Below are 19,730 nucleotides of genomic sequence, written 5' to 3'. Positions count from 1 at the left end.
GAACCGAGGAATAGATGACAGACACCACGCTGCCCCCGGGTGAGGGGCCGGCCGACCGGATCGAACCGGTCGACATCCAGCAGGAAATGCAGAACAGCTACATCGATTACGCGATGAGCGTGATCGTCGGCCGGGCACTGCCCGAGGTCCGCGACGGCCTCAAGCCGGTGCACCGACGCGTGCTGTATGCCATGTACGACAGCGGATTCCGGCCGGACCGCAGCCACGCCAAGTCCGCCCGATCGGTCGCCGAGACCATGGGCAACTACCACCCGCACGGTGACGCCTCGATCTACGACACCCTGGTCCGGATGGCCCAGCCGTGGTCGTTGCGCTACCCCCTGGTCGACGGTCAGGGCAACTTCGGCTCGCCGGGCAACGACCCGCCAGCCGCCATGCGTTACACCGAGGCCCGGCTGACTCCGCTGGCCATGGATATGCTGCGTGAAATCGACGAGGAGACAGTCGATTTCATCCCGAACTACGACGGTCGAGTGCAGGAACCGACGGTGCTGCCGAGCCGGTTCCCGAACCTGCTCGCCAACGGCTCCGGCGGTATCGCCGTCGGCATGGCCACCAACATCCCGCCGCACAATCTGCGGGAGTTGGCCGAGGCGGTCTACTGGTGCCTGGAGCACCACGAGGCCGACGAGGAGACCACGCTGGAAGCCGTGATGGAACGGGTCAAGGGACCCGACTTCCCCACCCACGGCCTGATCGTCGGGTCCCAGGGCATCTCCGATGCCTACCGGACCGGCCGCGGCTCCGTCCGGATGCGCGGCGTGGTCGAGATCGAGGAAGTCGCCAAGGGCCGCACCGGCCTGGTGATCACCGAGTTGCCGTACCAGGTCAACCACGACAACTTCATCACCTCGATCGCCGAGCAGGTCCGCGACGGGAGACTCGCCGGCATCTCCAACATCGAGGACCAGTCCAGCGACCGGGTCGGTCTGCGCATCGTCATCGAGCTCAAGCGCGATGCCGTCGCCAAGGTGGTGCTCAACAATCTCTACAAGCACACCCAGCTGCAGACCAGCTTCGGCGCGAACATGCTGTCCATCGTCGACGGGGTGCCGCGCACGCTGCGCCTCGATCAGATGATCCGGCTCTACGTCGCCCATCAGCTCGACGTCATCATCCGGCGCACCACCTACCGGCTGCGCAAGGCCAACGAGCGGGCCCACATCCTGCGCGGTCTGGTCAAGGCACTGGACGCCCTCGACGAGGTCATCGCGCTGATCCGGGCGTCGGCCAACGCCGATGTCGCGCGCACCGGTTTGATGGAGTTGCTCGACGTCGACGAGATCCAGGCGCAGGCGATCCTGGACATGCAGTTGCGCCGGCTGGCCGCCCTGGAACGCCAGCGGATCATCGATGATCTGGCCAAGATCGAAGCCGAGATCGCCGATCTCGAGGACATCCTGGCCAAGCCGGAACGCCAGCGGGCCATCGTCCGTGACGAGCTGGCCGAGATCGTCGAGAAGCACGGCGACGACCGTCGGACCCGGATCATCCCGGCCGACGGGGAGGTCAGCGACGAGGATCTGATCGCGCGCGAGGACGTCGTCGTCACCATCACCGAAACCGGGTACGCCAAGCGCACCAAGACCGACCTGTACCGCAGCCAGAAGCGCGGCGGCAAGGGCGTTCAGGGTGCGGGCCTGAAGGCCGACGACATCGTCGCGCACTTCTTCGTGTGCTCGACCCACGACTGGATCCTGTTCTTCACCACCCAGGGCCGGGTGTACCGGGCCAAGGCCTACGAACTGCCCGAGGCGTCGCGGACGGCGCGCGGCCAGCACGTGGCGAACCTGCTGGCCTTCCAGCCGGAGGAGCGCATCGCCCAGGTCATCCAGATCAAGAGCTACGAGGACGCGCCGTACCTGGTGCTCGCGACCCGCAAGGGTCTGGTGAAGAAGTCGAAGCTGACCGACTTCGACTCCAACCGCTCCGGCGGCATCGTCGCGATCAACCTGCGCGACGGCGACGAGCTGGTGGGTGCGGCGCTGTGCACGTCCGACGACGATCTGCTGCTGGTGTCCGGCAACGGCCAGTCGATCCGGTTCTCGGCCACCGACGAGGCGCTGCGGCCGATGGGCCGGGCCACCTCGGGTGTGCAGGGCATGCGGTTCAACGAGGACGACTGGCTGCTGTCGCTGAACGTGGTCCGCGAGGACACCTACCTGTTGGTGGCGACCGCGGGTGGCTATGCCAAGCGCACCGCGATCGACGAATACACCGTGCAGGGCCGCGGCGGCAAGGGCATCCTGACGATTCAGTACGACCGTCGCCGGGGCAGCCTGGTCGGGGCGCTGATCGTCGATGACACCAGTGAGCTCTACGCGATCACCTCCGGGGGCGGGGTGATCCGCACCACGGCGCGCCAGGTCCGCAAGGCGGGACGGCAGACCAAGGGTGTTCGGTTGATGAACCTGGGCGAGGGCGACACACTGATAGCGATTGCACGCAACGCCGACGAGCCCGAGGATGTCGAGGGCGACGCCGACGAGGCGACGAGCTAGCGGTAGTTCGCGCACCAGAGACGAGGGAACAGCGTGACAGCATCGAACGAACCCGGGGGCACCCGTCCGGCCGAGGCGGACGACGCTTCGGCCGCCGGAGGACGGGTGACCGGCGACCGTGCGATGGGTGCGCGACCGGCGGGCTCGGCGGCACACGCCGCCGAGTCGGGCCCGCCGACCGTCCGGATCACCGAGTCCGGCGATCCCCCGCCCTGGCAGCGGGGGGCGGCGCGTGCGCAGACCGGGGGCTCTCGAGCCGCCGGCGAGCGCCCGGCTGAGCGCCCGGCCGGCGAGCGGCCCTCGGGCCGGACGCCGGCGCACGCGGCTCCCACTCCCCCGAACCACGCGGTGTCGGGGACGTCGAGCGAGATCGCTTCGGCGCGGGAAACCGCGGGCGCGCGGGACGCCGGTGCCTCCCGTGACACCCGGGAGAGCCAACCCGCAGACACCACGCCGGAGGCCCCCGCGCACGCCGAGCAGAAGGGTCACGCGGAGCAGAAGAGCTACGCCAGCGAACTCCCGGATCTGTCGGACCCGCGGCCCAAGTCGGCACCGCGCAGCACGACCGGAGACCGGGAGTCGACGGGCAACGGCTCGGCGACCCGGTCACCGGCCCGGGTGACGGTGGCCGGACGCGGCCGCAGCGGACCCGTCCGGGCCAGCATGCAGATCCGCCACATCGACCCGTGGAGCACGCTGAAGGTCTCCGGCCTGTTGTCGGTGGCGCTGTTCTTCGTCTGGATGATCTCGGTGGCCATCCTCTACCTGGTCCTCGGCGGCATGGGTGTCTGGAGCAAGCTGAACAGCAACGTCGGCGACCTGCTGACCAACGCCGGCGGCACCGGCGGCGAGCTGGTCAGCGCCGGGACGATCTTCGGCGGCGCCCTGCTCATCGGGCTGGTCAACACCGTGCTGTTCACCGCCCTGGCCACCCTCGGCGCGATGGTCTACAACATCAGCACCGACATCGTCGGCGGGGTCGAAGTGACCCTCGCGGACCGGGACTGACCAGCGGACTCGGCGGGCGGGGGCACTTGGCCCACCGCAATCGGTTTGGTCGTCACTCGGTCGGTACGGTAATCTCGGCGCGCGGTTGTAACGGGCCTATAGCTCAGGCGGTTAGAGCGCTTCGCTGATAACGAAGAGGTCGGAGGTTCGAGTCCTCCTAGGCCCACCGGCTTTCGCCGGCGGATGGCACCGGTACGAAAGGGCGGACCGTTGAAACGGTTGCTGATCGCAGCGGTTGTTCTCGGCGGGATCGCGATCATCTGGTCGAAGTTCCGCGGTGAGGTGTGGCACGCCATTCCCGACGGAACCGAAACCACCGGGTCGTCCCGGGTCGAGGGGCCTTAGCTCAGTTGGTAGAGCGCTGCCTTTGCAAGGCAGATGTCAGGAGTTCGAATCTCCTAGGCTCCACAGGTGTTTCAACGCCGACCGGGTTGCCGCCGGCCTGGCCCACCGGTACCGCGCGAGATACCGTGGACGCACCATGACACGAGGATCCGTCGCCCAGTCGCTGGGTGCGATAGCGGTCGTGGGTGCGATCGGATTCGGCACCTGGGGCTGCGGTTCCGACGACGCTCCGCCGCCGTCGGCGCCGGAACCGGCCGTCAACTCCGCGCCCGTTCCGGAGCGCACGCGCGATCGCACGTCGGTGACCTTCCCCAGCGCCACCGTGCCCACGCTGCCCTGCAACGAGCCGGTCTGCCTGAGTCCGAGCCCGACGGCCGTGTCGAAATATCCCCGCTGACCAGGCAGGTCCGCGCCGACGCGAGGCCCCCGATGGCCGCCGACGGTCGGTGCAGCCCAGCGCTGTTAGCCTGCGGTGGTGCAGCCGCTGCGAACCTCTCCGGGCAGGCGGGACCGGTGGCCGCTGATCGGTGTCTGCGCCGCCTTCGTCGTCGCCACCATCGCCGGCTTGGCGTTCCACACCTGGGTCGGCTTCCTGGACCTCGAGGTGTACCGGGCGGGCGCCCGCACGATCCTGGCCGGGTATCCGCTGTATGCGACCGACCCGCTGATCGCCGGTCCGCAGGGCCTGGGGTTCACCTACCCGCCGTCGGCCGCACTGGCCTTCGTCCCGCTGGCGGTACTGCCGACGACGGCCGCGCAGGCCCTCTTCTTCCTGTCGTCGCTGGGCTGCCTGGGTGCGGTGCTGTGGATCGTGTGCAAGCGCCTGCGCCCCGAGCTCGACCGGCTGACCACGCTCACCGTGGTGATCGCCATGGTGACGCTGTTCGAGTTCATCGAACCGGTGCGCAGCACGCTGAGCTTCGGTCAGGTCAATCTGGTGCTGATGGCCGCGGTGGTGTTCGACACCCTCACCCGGGCCCGGCACTGGCCGCGCGGAATGCTGATCGGCATCGCGATGGCGATCAAGCTGACCCCCGCGGTGTTCCTGCTGTTCTTCCTGCTCCGGCGCGATTGGCGGGCGCTGGCCACCGCGCTGGCATCCGCCGCCGCGACGGTCGGCGCCGGGTGGCTGATCCTGCCGGCGGACTCGGCGCAGTACTGGCTGCAGACGGTGCGCGACACCCGCCGCATCGGCTCGTCGTGGTTCGCCAACAACCAGTCGTTCAACGGAATGCTGACCCGCCTGCCGCTACCGGAGGCCTGGCAGTCCGGCCTGTGGATTGCGCTGTCGGCGGTGGCGCTGCTGCTGGCGGTGCGGTGGATGCGACGGCTGCTGGAGGCCGGGCAGCCGGTCACCGCCGTGTTGGTCAATGCGGCGCTGGTGCTGCTGGTTTCGCCGATCTCCTGGAACCATCACTGGGTCTGGATCGCGCCGGCGCTGCTGGTCGCCGGCAACGCCGTCGTCGAAGGTGCCCGCAGTCCCTGGTTGGTCGGGACCGTCGCGCTGGCGGTGGTGGTCTTCACCGTCGGGCCGTCCGAGCGAATGCCGATGATGAACGACCGGGAACTCCACTGGTCCTGGTGGCAGCACGTCGTCGGCAACAGCTACCCGCTGTTGGCGTTCGCGGTCCTGGCCGCCGGCGCGGCCGGGTGCATCCCTACGGGTGTGGGTCGACCTCGACGCTGGGCGGCAGCGCCGACGGGTCCGGCTGCATCGAACGACGGATGATGGAGAACGCCACCGCTCCCCCGGCCAGCGTGACCACGGCGATACCGGTGATCAGGCCGATCCGGCGGGCCCGGTGCGACTTGCCGATCCGCACAATCGCCGCGGGCAGTTCCGCGACGGCCTCCTGGGTGGCGGCGATGTCGTCGGACAGAGCCTCCTGGGCTGCGGCCAGCTGGCGGCGCAGGCGGGCCCGCTCGACCTGCAGACGCGCATTGGCCGCCGCGGAGCGGGTGGACGCGACACCCAAGCCCAGCACACCCCGGCCGATGTCGAGCGGACCGACCGCGGTGTAGGCCAGGCCCCGGGCCAGGCGCCGGCCCGGGGTCAGCGATTCGTCAGCGGTGGAACTCATTTGCGCACCTTCCTGCAGTGGGACTGGTTGTCCAGCCTGCCATCCGGGACGCCGATCGGTGGCGGTATCCGGCGCCCCGGATCCGGGGATGCCCGACGGACCTGGCCGCCTCGGCCGGTCCGGGGGGTGGCAGACTGTGAAACCGTGACCAGTCCCATTCAGACCGCAACCGCGACGCTGCACACCAATCGCGGTGACATCAAGATCGCGCTGTTCGGCAACCACGCCCCCAAGACCGTCGGGAACTTCACCGGCCTGGCCCAGGGCACCAAGGAATACAGCACCGAGAACGCCACCGGCGGCAGCTCGGGACCGTTCTACGACGGCGCCGTCTTCCACCGCGTCATCGACGGCTTCATGATCCAGGGCGGCGACCCGACCGGCACCGGCCGCGGTGGCCCGGGCTACCGGTTCGCCGACGAGTTCCACCCGGAACTGTCCTTCGACAAGCCCTACCTGCTGGCGATGGCCAACGCCGGACCGGGCACCAACGGTTCGCAGTTCTTCATCACCGTCGGCAAGACCCCGCACCTCAACCGCAAGCACACCATCTTCGGTGAGGTCGTCGACCCCGAGTCGCAGAAGGTCGTCGACGCCATCGCCGGCACCGCCGTCGACCGCAACGACCGGCCGCTGGAGCCGGTGGTGATCGAGTCGATCACCATCTCCTAGACGCACGCTCTCTCGGAAATACGCATAGTCCGGTCCCGGGGCTGGCCGTTTCGGCCCCGGGACCGTTCATGTCCGAAGGTCTTGCACTGCCCCGCGTCAGTGGCGGGGCGCGGAGTAGCCGGCGGCGGTGAGCGCGTCGAGAACCTCGAGCGGGTCGACGCCCAGATCCCACCGGGTGAAGACGCGCAGCTGATCGTCGGTGGTTTCCAGCTCCAGCATTCGCTGGCTGCGGCCGAGGCGTCGGAACTCGGTGATCCGCAGCAGTGCGAGGTCGGCGCGCGTCACGATGAAGGTGCGAAACCAGCCGCGCAGGGCGAGCCCGTCGTCGGTGATTGCCAGCTTCGGCCGGGCCCGCCAGGTGAAGCACGCAAACAATACGATTCCGGTACCCGCGGTAACGAGCAGTACCCGCCCGGGCAGGTCTGTGACCAGCATCACAGCTGCGGTAAGCAGGGCTGCGCCGGCCACGGCGAGGGTTGCGAGGCTGCCCGTCGTCGGGCCCCACTGAGTTTGCTGGAAATCAGCCATAACACTTCTTACCTTGGCAGATGCGGTTATCCACAAATGCTATCCACAATGGGGATGAACTACACGCGTGTCATTGAGCTGGTCACCGGAGAGCGCCGCTGGTCACCGCGCGTTCACCGATTGGGCACCGAGGCCACGACGCCGATTGTGACGCCGGTCACCGCCACCGCATGGTGAGCAGCAAACCCGTGATCATCATCGCGAAGGCGATCGCGTAGTTCCAGGCGTTGAGATCCGCCATCCACTGCAGGGCGTGCGGAACGTCGTATCCGGTGGCCGCCAGCTGGAAGACGGCCAGCCACAGCAGGCCACCCAGCATCAGCCCGATGAACAGCACCACGAACCAGACGCTGGACGGTCCGCTCTTCACCTTCACCGGGGTGCGGCTCACCGGCCTGACGGTGAAGTCTGACTTCTTGCGGACCTTGGACTTGGGCATGGCTACCTTCGCGGCTGGTGCACGGGGTGCGAGGATGAAATCCTCAAAAGACTATCCCAGTGCCGTCCGGCGCAGGTACAGCACTCCGGAGGACCGATGATTCGCCTGTCGCGCCCCGGCTGGAATCTGGGGGTTCCGGTGGTGTGTCTGCTGGCCGGGCTGCTGCTCGCGGCTACTCACGGGCTGTCCGCGGGCGCCGACATCCGGCGCAGTGACGCACCGCGGCTGGTGGACATGGTCCGTGACACCCAGACGTCGGTCGATGCGCTGTTAGCCCGTCGCGACCGGCTGGCCACCGAGATCGACAGCGTGCACGGCGGCTCCCCCGACGCGGCGCTGTCGGCCATGCAGACCCGGGTCACGGCGCTGGCGCTGGAGGCCGGTCTCACGCCGGTCCGCGGCCCGGGCCTGGTGGTGACACTGACCGACGCCCAGCGCGACGCCAACGGCCGGTTCCCCCGCGACGCCTCCCCCGACGACCTGGTGGTCCACCAGCAGGACATCTCCGCCGTCCTCAACGCCCTGTGGAGCGCGGGCGCCGAGGCCATCCAGATGCAGGACCAGCGGCTGATCGCCACCTCCGCGCCGCGCTGCGTCGGCAACACCTTGCTGCTCAACGGCCGCACGTACAGCCCGCCGTACACGATCTCGGCCATCGGTGACGTGCCGGCGATGCAGGCGGCGTTGGCCGCGGCGCCGCTGGTCACGCTGTACCGGCAGTACGTCGTGCGATTCGGGCTCGGCTACCGCGAGGAAGCCCGCGGCACGCTGGAGCTCGTCGGCCACACCGGTCCGGTCCAGCCGTCCCACGCCCAACCGATCGGGCCCATCCCCTACTGACCGCGACCGAACCGGACGGTTCGCGCCGGATAACCGGTTGGCGGCGCCGAGTAATCTCGAGCCGTGGAAATTCTCGTCGTCGATAACTACGACAGCTTCGTCTTCAACCTGGTGCAGTACCTCGGGCAGCTGGGTGTGACGGCGCAGGTCTGGCGCAACGACGACGAGCGGCTGACCGGTGAGGCCGCGGTGACCCGCGTTGCCGAGGAGTTCGACGGGGTGCTGCTCAGCCCGGGGCCGGGTACCCCGGAGCGCGCCGGAGCCTCCATCGCCCTGGTGCGGGCCTGCGCGCAGACCGAGACCCCGCTGCTCGGCGTGTGCCTGGGACACCAGGCGATCGGTGTGGCCTTCGGGGCGACCGTCGACCGCGCCCCGGAACTTCTGCACGGCAAGACCAGCACGGTGTTCCACTCGGACACCGGTGTGCTGGAAGGACTTCCGAATCCGTTCACCGCGACTCGGTATCACTCGCTGACCATCCTGCCGGACACCGTGCCGGCCGAACTGGAGGTCATCGCGCACACCGAGGGCGGGGTGATCATGGCGGTCCGGCATCGGAGCCTTCCGATCCACGGTGTGCAGTTCCACCCGGAGTCGATCCTCACCGAGGGGGGCCACCGGATGCTGGCCAACTGGCTCGGCTACTGCGGGCAGCGCCCGAGCGAGGCGCTGGTCGCCGAGCTGGAGACCACCCTGGCGGCCACCGTGCGGGACGCCACCGCGCGCGCCTGACCCGGCCGGCTCCGACTCGGCGGGTGCCGAGCCGTCTGGGACCGAACAGCCGGGGGAGCGGAGCTAGGAGGCGAACGTCGCGTAGATGTTCGCGCCGAAGTTGACGCCGGCACCCGCGGGCGGATTCTGCGTCACCACGGCGTTGGTCTTCTGCCCGCTGTTGGACACGTCATTGCCCTTGTCCAGGCTGCCGGTCCAACCCAGGGCCCGCAGCAGCGGCTCGGCGTCGACCCAGAACCTGCCGGTCAGATCCGGCATGACGAACTGGTTACCGCGGGAGATCTGCAGCTCGATCACGGTGTCCAGTGGGACGTTGGATCCCGCAGGCGGGGTGGTGCCGACGATCTGACCGGCCGGTGCCGGGTTGTCGACGGGAACCTGGGTTGTCCGGGTGAACCCGTACACCGTCAGGTTCTGCTGGGCGACATCCGCCGTCCGGCCGCGCAGATCCGGCACCTCCTTGGTGGCCGGGCCGGTGCCGATGTTGATGGTGATCTCATTGGTGATCGCCGAGGTCTGCTCCGCCGGGGGATTGGTGTTGACCACCTTGTCCTTGAGCTCCGGGGTGGACGGCACCTCAGCCCGGGTGAACCGGGTGAAACCCTTGCCCTGCAACGCCTGTACGGCCTCGGCGTAGGTGCGCCCGACCAGATCGGGCACCTCCTGCTGCTGCGGCCCGGTGGACACGTTGATGGTGACCTCGCTGCCCGCGCGCACCGAGGTGTTGGCCGGCGGGTCGGTGTCGATCACCTGGTCGGGAGCCTGCTTGTTGTCCGGCTTCTGCTGGATGGTGATCTTGAAACCGAGGTTCTGCAGGGTGGCGGTGGCCGCATCGCGGCTCTGCCCCTGGACCTGGGGGATCTGCACCTCGCGGGTATTGCCGCCCAGCACGTTGATCCCGAGGGTGACGACGACGGTCAGCACGGTCAGGATCGCGACGCCGACCAGCCAGCGGGTCACCGACTGGCGGCGTGCGGCCGACGTGCCCTGCCGGGGCAGCTCGTCGGTGCGTTCGGCGAGCACCGACCGTGCCGGCGACGGTGCGGACAGGATGGAGGACCGCTCGGCGTCGGTGAGCACCTTCGGTGCCTCGGGCGCGTGGCCGCTGTGCACCCGGATCAGGTCGGCGCGCATCTCCGCGGCCGTCTGGTACCGGTTCTCCGGGTTCTTCGCCAGTGCCTTCAGCACGATGGCGTCCAGATAGGGCGAGATCTCGGGATTGCGGTGCGACGGCGGCACCGGATCCTCGCGGACGTGCTGATAGGCCACCGCGACGGGGGTGTCACCGACGAACGGCGGCTCCCCGGTGAGGATTTCGTAGAGCACGCAGCCCAGCGAGTAGACGTCGGAGCGGGCGTCGACGGACTCGCCGCGGGCCTGCTCGGGGGACAGATACTGCGCGGTGCCGATCACCGCGGCGGTCTGGGTGACATTGCTGGAGTCGGCCAGCGCCCGCGCGATACCGAAGTCCATCACCTTGACCGCTTTGTTCTTGCTGATCATGATGTTGGCCGGCTTGACGTCACGGTGGATGATGCCGTGCTGGTGGCTGAAGTTCAGCGCCTGGCAGGCGTCGGCGATGATTTCGATCGCCCGCTGCGACGGGATCGGGCCCTCGGTGTGCACGATGTCGCGCAGGGTGACCCCGTCGACGTACTCCATCACGATGTAGGGCAGCGGCCCGGCCGAGGTCTCGGCCTCCCCGGTGTCGTAGACGGCGACGATGGCGGGATGGTTCAGCGCGGCCGCGTTCTGCGCCTCGCGGCGGAAGCGCAGATAGAAACTCGGGTCGCGGGCCAGGTCGGCACGCAGCACCTTGACGGCGACGTCGCGGTGCAGGCGGGTGTCGCGGGCCAGGTGGACTTCCGACATACCGCCGAAGCCGAGGATCTCGCCGAGCTCGTAGCGGTCGGACAGGTGCTGGGGCGTGGTCATGTCGCTATCTCGTCGGTGCCGGGGTGCAGGAGCGGCACCGCAGTTGCCAGGAGCAGGGTGCTGCCCTGCTCAGGATGCCCGGTCGTCCAACCCGACGGGTGCGCGGGCGCGGGTTCGGACGTCTGAGGGGGAGGCGTCTCGGTCTGGGTGACGGTGGACCGGTTGCCGCCCTGCTCGCCCTGATTGCCCTTGAACTGCGCCAGGATGATCACCGCGATGATGATGGCCAGCGCGCCGAGCACGCCGGCCGACCACAGCAGAGCCCGCTGACCCGAGGAGAATCCGCGTTTGGGCGGGGGAGCGGGCCGGCGCGCGCTGCCGGCTCCCGAGCGCGGCCGCATCGCCGTACTGCCGCTGCGGGTGTCGGCCACCGGCCGGGCCTCGGCGACCGCTCGGTGCGGGCCGCTGCCCGGGATGGCGGCCGGCGTGGCACGCCCGATCGCCGGGGCGGCGTTCGTCCGCGGCGGACGACGGCCGGCCCGCACGGCCGCGACCGCGTCGGCGAAGCTGCCGCCGTTGCGGTAGCGGGCGCCCGGGTTCTTCGACAGCGTGATCTCGATGAGTTCGCGGACGTTGGGCGGCAGGTCGGCGGGCAGCGGCGGGGGCGGCTCCTTGATGTGCTTCATCGCCACCGTCAGCGCGCCGTCGCCGGTGAACGGTCGTCGGCCCGACAGCGCCTCGTAGCCGACCACGCCGAGGGAGTAGACGTCGGAGGCCGGAGTGGCATCGTGTCCGAGGGCCTGTTCGGGGGCGATGTACTGGGCGGTGCCCATCACCATGCCGGTTTGGGTGACCGGGGCGGCGTCGACGGCCTTGGCGATGCCGAAGTCGGTCAGCTTCACCTGGCCGGTCGGGGTGATCATGATGTTGCCCGGCTTGACGTCGCGGTGCACCAGGCCGGCGGTGTGCGCGACCTGCAGGGCGCGTCCGGTCTGCTCCAGCATGTCCAGGGCGTGCCGCAGGGACAGCCGGCCGGTGCGCTTGAGCACGGAGTTCAGCGGCTCGCCGTTGACCAGTTCCATCACCAGATAGGCGGTGCGGCCCTCGCCGTCCATATCGGTCTCGCCGTAGTCATGCACGCCGGCGATGCCCGGGTGGTTGAGCCGCGCGACGGTGCGGGCCTCGGAGCGGAACCGCTCGACGAACTCGGGGTCCGAGGAGTACTCGGCCTTGAGAACCTTGACGGCGACGCGCCGGCCCAGCCGGGAGTCGACGGCCTCCCAGACCTGGCCCATGCCGCCGGTGGCGATCAGACGCTGGAGCCGGTACCGGCCGGAGAGCGTCACTCCGACGCGGGGGCTCACGGCTGCGCTCCCGAGCGGGCGGGTCCGCGGCGGTCGGCCATGAACTGATTCTGCACCGAGACGGGTCGGGCGTGCGGCATCGTCGTCAGGCGCGGTGCGGCGATCCTGGCGCGGTGTCGACTCCGCGGACTCATGGTCCGTCCCTCCCCTGGCGCGTTCATGTTCCTCCCTGCAGTGCCGCCGCGATCACGGCACGGCCGATCGGTGCGGCCACCGCCCCTCCGGTGGCCGACAGTCGTTGGCCGCCGTCTTCGACCACCACTGCCACCGCGACCTTCGGTGCCCGGGCCGGCGCGAACGCGATGTACCAGGCGTGCGGTGGGGTGTGCCGCGGATCGGTTCCGTGTTCGGCGGTGCCGGTTTTGGACGCGATCTGGACACCCGGGATGGCCCCGGTTTGCTGGGTGGACTGTTCGGCGGCGACCATCAAATCAGTTAGCTTAGTCGCGACATCCGGAGAAACTGCACGCCGCTGCTCGGTCGGGGTGGTGGCCTGCAGGCTGACCCGGTCGGGACCCTTCAGGTCGGCCACCAGATACGGCTTCATCATCAGCCCGCCGTTGGCCACCGCGGCGGCCACCTGCGCGTTCTGCAGCGGGGTCAGTGCGACGTCCTTCTGGCCGATGCTCGACATCGCCAGCGCCGCGGCGTCCGGGATCGCCCCGACGGTCGAACCGGCGACCTGCAGGGGAATCGGCTCGGTGGGGGAGTCGAGCCCGAAGGCGGTCGCCGCCCGGCGCAGGGCGTCGGTTCCGAGGCGGGTGCCCAGCTGAACGAAGGCGGTGTTGCAGGACTTCGCGAACGCGTCGTGCAGCGACGCCGTCGGGCCCGGACCGCACGGGGTTCCGGCGAAGTTCTCCAGGCGAGAGTTGGAGTCGGGCAGCTGGATGGACGGCGCCGAGGTCAGTTGCTCGTTGACGGAGATCCCGGACTCCAGGGCGGCCGCGGTCACCACCACCTTGAACGTGGACCCCGGCGGGTAGGTCTCGGCGATGGCCCGGTTGGTCATCGGGGAGGCCGGATCTTTCTGCAGGGCTTCCCAGGCGGCGGACTGCTCCGCTTCGTTGTGGGAGGCCAGCGGATTGGGGTCGTAGGACGGTGAGGACACCAGCGCCAGGATCTTGCCGGTGGACGGCTCGAGCGCGACGACGGCGCCCTTGCACGGGCCGTTGCAGCCCTGCTGCATGGCCTGCCAGGCCGCCTGCTGGACCTCCGGCACGATCGTGGTGTCGACGTTGCCGCCGCGCGGATCCCGGGCGGTGAAGAAGTCCACCAGCCGCTGGCCGAATAGCCGCTGGTCGGAACCGTTGAGGATGGCGTCCTCGGCGCGTTCCAGGCCGGTGCTGGAGTAGCTGAGCGAATAGAAACCCGTCACCGGTGCGTAGACCAGGGGATTGGGGTAGGAGCGCAGGAACCGGTAGCGGTTGTCGGTGGACTCCGAGTACGCCATCAGCTGCCCGCCGGCGGTGATCTGCCCGCGCTGGCGCGAGTACTCGTCGAGCAGCACCCGCTGGTTACGCGGATCCGCGCGCAGCCCGTCGGCGTTGAACACCTGGGTGAAGGTGGCGTTGAGCAGCAGCAGGACGATCAGTCCCATGATCATCAGGGCGACGCGACGCACGGCGGTGTTCATGTTCTGCCCAGCACCTCGGTCGGGGCGGCCGCGATGGGCGTGGCGGCCGGGGTGCCGACCTCACCGATCGGCCGGCGGGCGGCGTGGCTGATCCGGATCAGGATGGCCAGCAGCAGGTAGTTGGCTACCAGTGACGAGCCGCCGTAGGACATCCACGGCGTGGTCAGCCCGGTCAACGGGATCAGCTTGGTGACGCCGCCGACGACGATGAACAGCTGGATTCCGACAGTGGCGGCCAGGCCGGCGGCCAGCAGCTTGCCGAAGCTGTCGCGGACCGCCAGCGCGGTGCGCAGCCCGCGGACGATCAGGATGGCGTAGAGCATCAGCACGCCGGCCAGCCCGACCAGGCCGAGCTCCTCACCGACCACCGCGATGATGAAATCGGTGCTGGCGGCCGGGACGGTGTTGGGCTGGCCGTTGCCCAGTCCGGTGCCGAACACCCCGCCGGTGGCGAAGCTGAACAGCGACTGCATCATCTGGTAGCCGCTGTCCGGATCGGCGAACGGATCCAGCCAGTTCTGCACCCGCACCCGCACGTGGTTGAACAGGTGGTAGGCGATGATGCTGCCGCCGGCAAACAACGCGAGGCCGATCACCACCCAGCTGAGCCGGTCGGTGGCGATGTACACGACGGTCAGGAACGACGCGTACAGCAGCAGCGAGGTACCCAGGTCCCGCTCCAGCACCATCACGCCGACGGCCAGAATCCAGGCGGCCAGCAGCGGCGCCAGGTCGCGCGGGCGGGGCAGATCCATACCCAGTACGTGTTTGCCGGCACTGGTGAAAACGTTGCGCTTGGAGACCAGCACGGCGGCGAAGAAGATCAGCAGCAGAATCTTGGAGAACTCGGCCGGCTGGATGGAAAAGCCTTTGAACTGCACCCAAATCTTGGCGCCGTTCTGTTCGGAGTAGAGAGCGGGGAGCAGCGCCGGCACGATCAGCAGGATCAGCCCGGTGAATCCGCACACGTACCCGTACCGCGCAAGTTTGCGGTGGTCGTTGAGCCGGACGAGCACGACGACGAAGCCGGTCAGCCCGACGGCGGTCCACAGCAGTTGGTGCCCGGCCGTCGGGTTCGCCGTCGGGTCACCGAGGTCCAGCCGGTGGATCAGTACCAGGCCCAGGCCGTTGATCGCGGTGACGACCGGAAGCAGCACGGGATCGGCGTGCGGGGCAAACCGTCGCACAGCCAGGTGAGCCGCGCCGAAGAGCACCAGGAAGGCCAGCGGGAAGGTGATGATGTTCGGGCCGAGGGCCCGGTCCTGGTTGAGTTCGACGTTGAGCAGGGCGACGGCGGCGAGCACGGCGGCCAAGCACAGCAGCACCAGCTCGGTGTTGCGGCGGTTCGGTGGGGGCGGGACGACCGCCACCGGAGACTGCGGCTCGGTAGTCACGCCGCTTCCCGGCAGGTGGTGCCGGGGATCTGTGCCTGGCGAACCGGGTTCTGTGTCGAGGGGGCCTGGGGGAAGTGCGGCACCGTCGGCGGCACGTCGTGGTGCTCTTCCTCGGCGGCGCTGTCGGTGGTGGTCGTCGCGGCCGGGGTGCGGGGCGCCGGCGTGGTCTGCGCGGGTGTGGCGGTGCCCGGGGTGGCGCTCGGGCTCGCGGTGACGCTGGGCGCCGGGGTGGCCGTGGAGGCGTTCGGCGCGGGTCCGGGCAGCGGGCCGGTGGGGATCGGGCCGCCGTAGGAGGTGTCGCAGACCGGCAGCACGGAGTTCTTGGCCAGGTCTTGGAGTTGCTTGATGGCGTCGTCCAGCGATCCGGTCGGCAGGCCTTGGTTGACCCCGTTGCGGGCGTCGGGCTTGAGGTCGTCGGGCGTCATCAGCGCGCAGCCGGGGTGCGTCTCGCCGTAGCTGATCTGGGATTCCTCGTTGGAATCGTTCAGACAACCCTGCAGGTAGGGCGACTGCAGGCTGATGCCGAGGAACGAGCCGGGGACGCCGCGCATGACCGAGACGGTGCCTTCGTGGGTGGCGACGTAGTAGTTCATCCGGATCACCGACGTCGCCGCGATGCCGGCCAGGATCAGCAGCACGACGAGCGCCGCGGCTATCAGGAACCGACGCCGCCCCCGTGGTTTGCGCGGGGGCGGTTCGGGGGTCGGTACGACGCGTTTGCTCGGTGGCTGCCGCTGATTGATCGCGGAGGCACGGCCGGCGGCGGTGTCCGGCGGCGCCGAGTCCCGGTCCTCGCCGGACACCGCGCCGGCCAGGATCGGCTGCGTCTGGCTGCCGAAGTCCTCGTCGACGACGTCGGCGACCACAACGGTCACATTGTCGGGACCGCCGCCGCGCAGGGCCAGCTCGATGAGCCGGTCGGCGGCCGCCGTGACGTCGGGCGTCTGCAGTGCCTCCCGGATGGTCTCGTCGCTGACCGGATCGGACAGCCCGTCCGAGCAGAGCAGGTAGCGGTCGCCGACGCGGGCCTCCCGCATGATCAGTGTGGGCTCGACCTCGTGACCGGTGAGCGCCCGCATGATCAGCGAACGCTGCGGGTGACTGTGCGCCTCTTCGGCGGTGATCCGGCCCTCGTCGACCAGGGTCTGCACGAAGGTGTCGTCCTTGGTGATCTGGGTCAGCTCCCCGTCGCGCAGCAGGTAGCCGCGGGAGTCGCCGACGTGCACCAGGCCGAGCCGGTTGCCGGCGAACAGGATGGCCGTCAGCGTGGTGCCCATGCCCTCCAGCTCGGGCTCGGCCTCGACCTGCGCGGCGATCGCGGAATTGCCCTGATGGACCGCGGCGTCGAGCTTGGACAGCAGATCGCCGCCGGGCTCGTCCTCGTCGAGGTGTGCCAGACCGGCGATGACGAGCTGCGAGGCGACCTCACCGGCGGCGTGGCCACCCATGCCGTCGGCCAGCGCGAGCAGCCGGGCGCCGGCGTACACGGAGTCCTCGTTGTTGGAGCGGACCAGACCTCGATCGCTGCGCGCCGCGTAGCGCAATACCAGCGTCACGGGCGCAGCTCGATTGCCGTCTTGCCGATACGCACCGGCGTGGCGAGGGGAACCCGTACCGCCGTTGTCACTTTCGCCCTGTCCAGGTACGTGCCATTGGTCGATCCTAAATCCTCCACGTACCACTCCGAACCGCGTTGTGCGAGCCGCGCGTGGCGGGTCGAGGCGTAATCATCGGTCAACACCAGGGTGGAGTCGTCCGCACGGCCGATCAGCACCGGTTGGGACCCCAGGGTGATCCGGGTTCCCGACAGCGCGCCCTCGGTGACCACCAGGTACCGCGCGGTGGTGCGTTGCTGGCGGGCCGGCAGCAGGGAACCGCGCAGGGCGAGTCCCCGTCGCACCATCACGGAACCGGCGGGGGCGTAGATGTCGGTGCGCAGCACCCGCAGCACCTGCCAGATGAACACCCAGAGCAACAGCAGGAAACCGGCGCGCGACAGTTGCAGCACGATGCCCTGCATGCGTCGTCCTCCCGTCCTGCGTGTGCGCCACATCCGGCTGCGGCTCGGTCACGATACTTCGGCCCGCGTCCGGAGTCCGGAGGATCCCGGTATGTGGCGTCAGTGGACGCGGACGACGATCTCGGAGTGGCCCAGGCGGATCACGTCGCCGTCGGCCAGCTGCCACTCCTGCACCGGCGCGTTGTTCACCGTGGTGCCGTTGGTGGAGTTGAGGTCGGCGAGCAGTGCGACGTGGCCGTCCCAGCGGATCTCCAGGTGCCGCCGCGAGACGCCGGTGTCGGGCAGCCGGAACTGGGCATCCTGGCCGCGGCCGATCACGTTCGCGCCCTCGCGCAACTGGTAGGTGCGGCCGCTGCCGTCGTCGAGCTGCAGGGTCACCGTGCTGGCACCGGCGGACGGGGCGCCGTAGCCGCCCTGGTCGTAGCCGCCTTGTTCGTAGCCACCGGCCGGGTAGTCGCCGTAGCCGCCGGAGGACTGGCCGTACTCGGGCTGCGGGGGCTGGCCGTAGCCCTGCTGACCGTAATCCGGTTGGCCGTAACTCTGCTGGCCGTAGTCGGCCTGAGGGGCCTGGCCGTAATCGGGCTGGCCGTAACCGCCCGCGGGTGCCTGGCCGTAGTCCTGCTGGCCGTAACCGCCGGCCGGGGGCTGGCCGTAGTCGGCTTGGGGTGCCTGACCGTAGTCGGGCTGCTGGGGTGCCTGGCCGTAGCCACCCGCCGGGGCGGCTCCGTAGCCGCCCTGGTCGTAGCCGCCGGACTGCTGGCCGTAGTTCTGCTGGCCGTAGTCGGGCTGCTGGGGTGCCTGGCCGTAGCCGCCTTGGTCGTAGCCGCCGGACTGCGGACCGTAGCCGCCCTGCGGCGCGGCACCGTAGCCCTGCTGGGGTGCCTGGCCGTAGTTCTGCTGGCCGTAGTCGGGTTGCGGGGGCTGGCCGTAGTTCGGCTGGCCGTACCCGCCCTGGCCGTAGTCCTGCTGAGGTGCCTGGCCGTAGTCGGGTCCGGGCGCCGGATGGCCGCCGCTGGCCTGGCCGTAGCCGCCCTGGGGTGCGCCGTACCCGCCGGCTGGTGCCTGGCCGTAGCCACCCTGAGGCTGTCCGTAGCCGCCCTGCGGCTGGTCATAACCACCCTGCGGTGCGCCGTAGCCGCCGCTGGGTGCCTGGCCGTACCCGCCCTGGGGCCCACCGTAGCCACCCTGCGGGGCGCCGTAGCCCTGGCCGGGATCGCCGCCGGCAGCCGGGGCGCCCTGCTCGCCGTAGGGTGCCCGCGGATCCTGGCCACGCTGGTCGTCGGGGCCGCGGGTGTAGTCGAAGTAATCCCCGCCCTGCCCCTGGTTGCCGCGGTAGCTCGGATTGTCGGTCATCGGTGGTACTCCTGGTTCTGCCGTCAATGCCTGGTCTGATTGTGCTGGGTCGGGTGCAACTACGCTACGGCCAGGGTGTCGGGTGGCGTCGGGGTTGACGACCCCGCGTGCCCGGACCTGCCCGGTGTGCAGCTGTGCAGATCGGTCGAATCTGACGACCACCTCACCATACGTTTGCCATCCCTGTTCCCTGAGAAAACCCAACAGATGCCTGGCAAAAGTATCCGAAGTGAGATCGGGATCGGCCAGCGTCTTCTGATAGTCGGGCTCACTGAGGGTAATGATGTAGTCGTTGGGGGCCAGTGGCTGGCCGCCGTGCAGGGTACGGACGCCGTCGGTGGCCTCCCGGCGCAATGCCGACTCGATTTCCTGGGGAACGATGGAGCCGCCGAATACCCGGGCGAACGCGTCGCCGACGGTGGACTCGAGCTTCCGATCGAGCCGCTGCACCAGCCCCATCGTCACCTCCTGCCCCACGCGGATCGGTTTCCGCAGCAGATCGCCGCGTGTCGCAACACTGTGTTGATACCGCTCAATGGTAAGTGCCGACCGACCCGGGTGGGCACCGGCAATATTCTGAGAATCCGATTCGTACAGGTCAGAGGCCTGTGGATACTGCTGTCTGTACCCCCGACCTCGCATTTGGGAGGTCGGCAGCCACCCGTGATAGGCTGCCCCGCGTCGCTCGGGCGAGTGGCGGAATGGCAGACGCGCTGGCTTCAGGTGCCAGTGTCCTTCGGGACGTGGGGGTTCAAGTCCCCCTTCGCCCACAGATTGCGGTTCTGCGGAACCGGACACAGAGGTCACGGACTCGAAAGAGGTCGTGACCTTTGTGTTTGGTGGCTTAGGTCCCGGTTGGGCCGGGCGGGCTGCCCGAGTTCTGCCGAGGGCGTGCGACGGGATGGCCGCAGGCCGGCCAAAATA

At 69.4% G+C, this 19,730-nt stretch carries 17 protein-coding genes and 3 tRNA genes; 10 read left to right on the top strand and 10 right to left on the bottom strand.

What is annotated here, in order from left to right; translation table 11 throughout:
* Nucleotides 1-14 precede the first annotated feature (14 nt).
* The 6 genes from gyrA (at nt 15) to G6N16_RS02600 (ending at nt 5,604) form a co-directional block, all read left to right on the top strand.
* Complete coding sequence (gyrA, locus tag G6N16_RS02625; protein WP_083030188.1) at nt 15-2,522, top strand: DNA gyrase subunit A; 2,508 nt, start codon at nt 15-17, stop codon at nt 2,520-2,522.
* Between the two features lie 33 nt (nt 2,523-2,555).
* The gene (locus tag G6N16_RS02620) at nt 2,556-3,530 is read left to right on the top strand and encodes a DUF3566 domain-containing protein (protein WP_234805785.1); all 975 of its coding nucleotides are present in this window, start codon (nt 2,556-2,558) and stop codon (nt 3,528-3,530) included.
* Between the two features lie 92 nt (nt 3,531-3,622).
* Nucleotides 3,623-3,696 (top strand) — tRNA-Ile (locus tag G6N16_RS02615).
* A gap of 169 nt (nt 3,697-3,865) precedes the next feature.
* A tRNA-Ala gene (locus tag G6N16_RS02610) sits at nt 3,866-3,938 on the top strand.
* Nucleotides 3,939-4,011: 73 nt separating this feature from the next.
* On the top strand, nt 4,012-4,272 hold the full coding sequence (locus G6N16_RS02605) for a hypothetical protein (RefSeq protein ID WP_133052910.1): 261 nt from the start codon (nt 4,012-4,014) through the stop codon (nt 4,270-4,272).
* A 78-nt stretch (nt 4,273-4,350) separates the two neighbouring features.
* Nucleotides 4,351-5,604, top strand: a complete 1,254-nt coding sequence (locus G6N16_RS02600) for a glycosyltransferase 87 family protein (RefSeq protein WP_163787747.1) — start codon at nt 4,351-4,353, stop codon at nt 5,602-5,604.
* Here G6N16_RS02600 and cwsA read toward each other — a convergent pair.
* Nucleotides 5,534-5,956 carry a cell wall synthesis protein CwsA gene (gene cwsA, locus G6N16_RS02595; RefSeq protein ID WP_083030191.1) on the bottom strand — a complete coding sequence of 141 codons (423 nt, stop codon included), beginning with the start codon at nt 5,954-5,956 and terminating at the stop codon, nt 5,534-5,536. The two genes, G6N16_RS02600 and cwsA, sit on opposite strands and share 71 nt — an antisense overlap.
* 126 nt (nt 5,957-6,082) lie before the next feature.
* Between cwsA and G6N16_RS02590 the strand changes: the two genes are divergently transcribed.
* Nucleotides 6,083-6,628, top strand: coding sequence for a peptidylprolyl isomerase (locus G6N16_RS02590; protein WP_165756826.1), 546 nt, complete (start codon nt 6,083-6,085; stop codon nt 6,626-6,628).
* Between the two features lie 96 nt (nt 6,629-6,724).
* On the opposite strand, the gene G6N16_RS02585 is transcribed toward G6N16_RS02590, so the two are convergent.
* Both G6N16_RS02585 and crgA read right to left on the bottom strand, forming a co-directional pair.
* Nucleotides 6,725-7,156: a PH domain-containing protein gene (locus G6N16_RS02585; RefSeq protein WP_083030192.1), complete on the bottom strand. Its 432-nt coding sequence runs from the start codon at nt 7,154-7,156 to the stop codon at nt 6,725-6,727.
* A gap of 157 nt (nt 7,157-7,313) precedes the next feature.
* Nucleotides 7,314-7,595 carry a cell division protein CrgA gene (gene crgA / locus G6N16_RS02580; RefSeq protein ID WP_083030193.1) on the bottom strand — a complete coding sequence of 94 codons (282 nt, stop codon included), beginning with the start codon at nt 7,593-7,595 and terminating at the stop codon, nt 7,314-7,316.
* A gap of 96 nt (nt 7,596-7,691) precedes the next feature.
* Between crgA and G6N16_RS02575 the strand changes: the two genes are divergently transcribed.
* A complete protein-coding gene (locus G6N16_RS02575) occupies nt 7,692-8,435 on the top strand; it encodes a DUF881 domain-containing protein (protein WP_083030194.1) in 744 nt (247 codons plus the stop codon).
* A 63-nt stretch (nt 8,436-8,498) separates the two neighbouring features.
* The gene (locus tag G6N16_RS02570; RefSeq protein WP_083030195.1) at nt 8,499-9,167 is read left to right on the top strand and encodes an aminodeoxychorismate/anthranilate synthase component II; all 669 of its coding nucleotides are present in this window, start codon (nt 8,499-8,501) and stop codon (nt 9,165-9,167) included.
* Between the two features lie 63 nt (nt 9,168-9,230).
* Here the strand turns inward: G6N16_RS02570 and pknB are convergent, their stop codons facing one another.
* From pknB to G6N16_RS02535, 7 genes are all read right to left on the bottom strand, one after another.
* A complete protein-coding gene (pknB, locus tag G6N16_RS02565; RefSeq protein WP_083030196.1) occupies nt 9,231-11,102 on the bottom strand; it encodes a Stk1 family PASTA domain-containing Ser/Thr kinase in 1,872 nt (623 codons plus the stop codon).
* Complete coding sequence (locus G6N16_RS02560; protein WP_083030197.1) at nt 11,099-12,406, bottom strand: serine/threonine-protein kinase; 1,308 nt, start codon at nt 12,404-12,406, stop codon at nt 11,099-11,101. Before G6N16_RS02560 ends, pknB begins: the two co-directional genes overlap by 4 nt.
* Before the next feature lie 157 nt (nt 12,407-12,563).
* The gene (gene pbpA, locus G6N16_RS02555; protein WP_083030198.1) at nt 12,564-14,039 is read right to left on the bottom strand and encodes a D,D-transpeptidase PbpA; all 1,476 of its coding nucleotides are present in this window, start codon (nt 14,037-14,039) and stop codon (nt 12,564-12,566) included.
* Nucleotides 14,036-15,433, bottom strand: coding sequence for a peptidoglycan glycosyltransferase RodA (locus tag G6N16_RS02550; protein WP_083030199.1), 1,398 nt, complete (start codon nt 15,431-15,433; stop codon nt 14,036-14,038). The genes pbpA and G6N16_RS02550 overlap by 4 nt, the downstream gene beginning before the upstream one ends.
* On the bottom strand, nt 15,430-16,989 hold the full coding sequence (locus G6N16_RS02545; protein ID WP_163787746.1) for a PP2C family protein-serine/threonine phosphatase: 1,560 nt from the start codon (nt 16,987-16,989) through the stop codon (nt 15,430-15,432). The genes G6N16_RS02550 and G6N16_RS02545 overlap by 4 nt, the downstream gene beginning before the upstream one ends.
* On the bottom strand, nt 16,986-17,453 hold the full coding sequence (locus G6N16_RS02540; RefSeq protein ID WP_083032542.1) for an FHA domain-containing protein FhaB/FipA: 468 nt from the start codon (nt 17,451-17,453) through the stop codon (nt 16,986-16,988). Before G6N16_RS02540 ends, G6N16_RS02545 begins: the two co-directional genes overlap by 4 nt.
* Nucleotides 17,454-17,552: 99 nt before the next feature.
* Nucleotides 17,553-19,265 (bottom strand): FHA domain-containing protein, encoded by a 1,713-nt coding sequence (locus G6N16_RS02535; protein WP_163787745.1) that lies wholly within the window; start codon nt 19,263-19,265, stop codon nt 17,553-17,555.
* Between the two features lie 228 nt (nt 19,266-19,493).
* Here G6N16_RS02535 and G6N16_RS02530 point away from each other — a divergent pair.
* Nucleotides 19,494-19,576, top strand: a tRNA-Leu gene (locus tag G6N16_RS02530).
* Nucleotides 19,577-19,730: the final 154 nt, after the last annotated feature.

The organism is Mycolicibacterium insubricum, from assembly GCF_010731615.1.
In the GTDB taxonomy this organism is placed as follows: Bacteria; Actinomycetota; Actinomycetes; order Mycobacteriales; family Mycobacteriaceae; genus Mycobacterium; species Mycobacterium insubricum.
This window is presented reverse-complemented; position numbering and strand designations above follow the sequence as displayed.